This is a genomic window from Pseudomonas sp. RL_105y_Pfl2_101, assembly GCF_963970585.1.
Classification (GTDB): domain Bacteria; phylum Pseudomonadota; class Gammaproteobacteria; order Pseudomonadales; family Pseudomonadaceae; genus Aquipseudomonas.
This window is the reverse complement of sequence record NZ_CAXAPG010000092.1, coordinates 1-2,815: the sequence shown is the minus strand read 5'-3', so window position 1 is coordinate 2,815 and position 2,815 is coordinate 1. Positions and strand designations below refer to the sequence as shown.

The 2,815-nt window shown below is 48.8% G+C and carries 5 protein-coding genes; 2 read left to right on the top strand and 3 right to left on the bottom strand.

Annotated features, from left to right (window positions below):
- Nucleotides 1-121: 121 nt before the first annotated feature.
- Nucleotides 122-670, bottom strand: a complete 549-nt coding sequence (locus tag AACY31_RS28435; RefSeq protein ID WP_339483490.1) for a hypothetical protein — start codon at nucleotides 668-670, stop codon at nucleotides 122-124.
- A gap of 153 nt (nucleotides 671-823) precedes the next feature.
- On the opposite strand from AACY31_RS28435, the gene AACY31_RS28430 reads away from it, so the two are divergent.
- Both AACY31_RS28430 and AACY31_RS28425 read left to right on the top strand, forming a co-directional pair.
- The gene (locus tag AACY31_RS28430; protein WP_050547515.1) at nucleotides 824-1,078 is read left to right on the top strand and encodes a DUF7660 family protein; all 255 of its coding nucleotides are present in this window, start codon (nucleotides 824-826) and stop codon (nucleotides 1,076-1,078) included.
- Complete coding sequence (locus tag AACY31_RS28425) at nucleotides 1,071-1,907, top strand: hypothetical protein (RefSeq protein ID WP_339483492.1); 837 nt, start codon at nucleotides 1,071-1,073, stop codon at nucleotides 1,905-1,907. Before AACY31_RS28430 ends, AACY31_RS28425 begins: the two co-directional genes overlap by 8 nt.
- A gap of 108 nt (nucleotides 1,908-2,015) precedes the next feature.
- Here AACY31_RS28425 and AACY31_RS28420 read toward each other — a convergent pair whose 3' ends face one another.
- Together AACY31_RS28420 and AACY31_RS28415 are read right to left on the bottom strand one after the other, a co-directional pair.
- Complete coding sequence (locus AACY31_RS28420; protein ID WP_339505600.1) at nucleotides 2,016-2,558, bottom strand: hypothetical protein; 543 nt, start codon at nucleotides 2,556-2,558, stop codon at nucleotides 2,016-2,018.
- Between the two features lie 35 nt (nucleotides 2,559-2,593).
- On the bottom strand, nucleotides 2,594-2,815 hold a 222-nt coding region (locus AACY31_RS28415; RefSeq protein ID WP_339505599.1), incomplete at its 5' end, for a hypothetical protein.

Sequence of the window (2,815 nt, the reverse complement as noted above, 5' to 3'; positions counted from 1 at the left end):
CCTTGCTGCGCCCGGAAGGGCTGAAAAATGAAGAAAATGGATCAAATTTCGACGCGGGTCGTTTTTTGAAAAGTACTGACGGCTCGATAGCCGGAAAACATCCGGCTATTTCAGACCATCCTTAGCAGGATTGATCTCCTTTGATCCACGAACGAAGCCTATCCAACGTAGGCGCCTTTACCCCAATCGTGCTCCAACCCTTGAGGGTGTAAAGCTTTATCTCAGCGAGCCCCTCAGGTTTGGGTTCAATGGTGATGATTGCCAAACTGAGTCTCACGCCTTGAGCCACCATACGCTGAGTGATCTGCCCGCTACCGAATTCCGAATCGAACTCGCTTTCTGTTGTGACCGGAGTCCCCAGCGGCGAGTGCTCCAAACAAAGTTTGCTTGCCTGACGAATGCTGCGATAAGCGATTTGAGCAGTAACGTTCGCCTGTATCGTGCCATCGTAACTGTTTGGGTCAGACATGAGGTTTGCGGGTGTATTTGTGCATCCCGCCAGCAATACTCCAAAGCCAATAGCCCATATAAATTTCAAAAAAAACTCCAGTGGTCGACAGAATGAGCATGCATGCAATGACGCCAATCTAGCGCGGAACAAAAAATCTTGATAGCTTAACGCCATAAAAAAAAATAGCCACTCCGTCTCACTAAAGACACCCAATTGCACGTTCGCTCTTGGCTATTTGCGCCTTTCCAGCACAGCTCTCTGAGCAGGCGAAAATCTCGCTGGAATGGGCGCGTTGAAACACGAGGAGTATCAACCGTCGCAGTAGATGGTCAACCTTTCGTGCTCTGGGTCAGATTTAAAGGATAAATGACAGTGGAACTTCACGATATTCTAGATCAGGTCAATGACGATCAAACCTTCTTACGTTTTGCCCGTGCACTGATGGCAGATAGGGCTGGAGCCTCTTCCGACAGCATGGATTGGGAGAACAACACGATAGAGGGATTCTTGGAAAACGCCATTGCTTGGGCGGAAGACACTGACTTTGGTATCAGACAAGGGCTTGAGCAGTCTAATCCCTGGCAACAGTTTGCGGTCTTTCTGTACTGCGGCAAGATCTATGAATAACGTAACGGCCATCCGCGCAGCATACAATCCAGAAACCGTCGCTTGTGGGGACATTGTCCTCATACATGGAGACAAATACTCTCAACGGTCAGGCTCGGAAGGTGTGTTCGCCGGTCTCTTACAATCGGTGTATCTAAAACGTTGGGGCTATATTCTACTAACCTGTCTGCTGCCACAGTTGAGCCTGGCCAGCACACTGCATATAGACCCTGGGGCTGAGAGCCTTTACCAGGAAGCTCTCCCATACCTACTACAGGCGAATGAAAAGCTCGAAGCAGTGACCGCTGATACCCCAACTACAAGCGAAGAGGAAAGGCAGCGCTCCCTAACCCTAGCTGAAGAAGGGGGCGCGCTACTCAAACCAGCCTTTACTCTGCTTGAACAAGCAGCGGCCCTCGATCATCCCGTAGCCCAATATCGTCTCGGATTGATTTACGCGATGCTGTCTCCGAGCGAAGTGATCAAAGAGAAAGCTTGCCCCTTGTTCGAACGAAGCCTCTCCCAAGGCTTCGCTCCACCGGCACTTGAAATTGCCTACTGGTGTTTGGCGTTCACCGATACACCCGAGTACCAAAAAGCCCTGCTGGCCACAGAAAGCAGCATGCCACTCTACGAAAAATATTTCCCACAGCCTGTTGTCAGGCTTGAGTGCAAGCGTGAAGAACCTGTGGGCTTCGCTATGCAGTGGGGCGACGGCCGGGACTATCAAGCGGAAATCTACCGGCTACAAGGTGATAGCAATCGTGCGCGGCGTTTGGAGTACTACCAGAAGGCCATTGAGACCAATGACTGTTACAGGGCCAAACAACGCATGGAATATCTTAAATAATTTTTCGTGCGCGACTGGTTCCGATGCATGTTGCTTGCTTTGGAACCAGGCGCAGACGACAGACCCAACTTAAGATTGTGTGAGACGGCCTCAGCAGACAACCACAACTCATCTAAAGAAATGATCGGGGCCTTTCGGTAGCACCTCTTCGTTGAGAATTTTATCACTAAGCTTCTTAATTTTTTCTTTGACCATTGACTGAACGTGCTCAAGAAGCTCTATAAACCACAGCTCTTCATCTTTGCTGTGCCACGCCAAATCTGGCTGATTAATTTCGGTGTAAAGATTTATAGATATCTTCCTTCCAGGCTTGACCTTCAACGGAGCGACCAACGCAATTTTTGCATACTCCAAGCGCTTCGCACCGCTATGCGCCGCAAAGTTATGTCGATAAGAAATCGCCACATCATGAATATCTCTATATTTCTCTTCCAGTTGATTACGCTCTAGCTTCACTGGTCGCCCGTCGCACTTGGAAAAACATTTCCCGTAAAAAGTTAAGGACGCTACGAACAAGCCTTTCACAAGGTTAAATTTTTCTCGGTCCCTGTTAATACTAAATGAGCTGTCTTTTTTGCCATCATAGTCACCGACGAGATCCTTGATCTTGCGGAGCCACACCAACGAGCTTCGAATATCTTTTTCAATCAACGCATACCCCGCCATATGCTCACTTAAGCGTGACTTCAGATAAACGCTTTTACATGGCTTATTCTTGTACTTATAAATCCGATGAAACTTTCCTGTGCTTTTATCCACATAATCAACCGAGGTCCAGCCGCTAGGGAAACTCTGAAAAAGACTTCCTGATTTGGCAAAATCACCGGACACCAGTCGCCGAGCTTTTCAATGATGAAACAGATGACCTTCGCCGATGCCGAGTACGCCGGCAAGCGCAAGCAGACCCG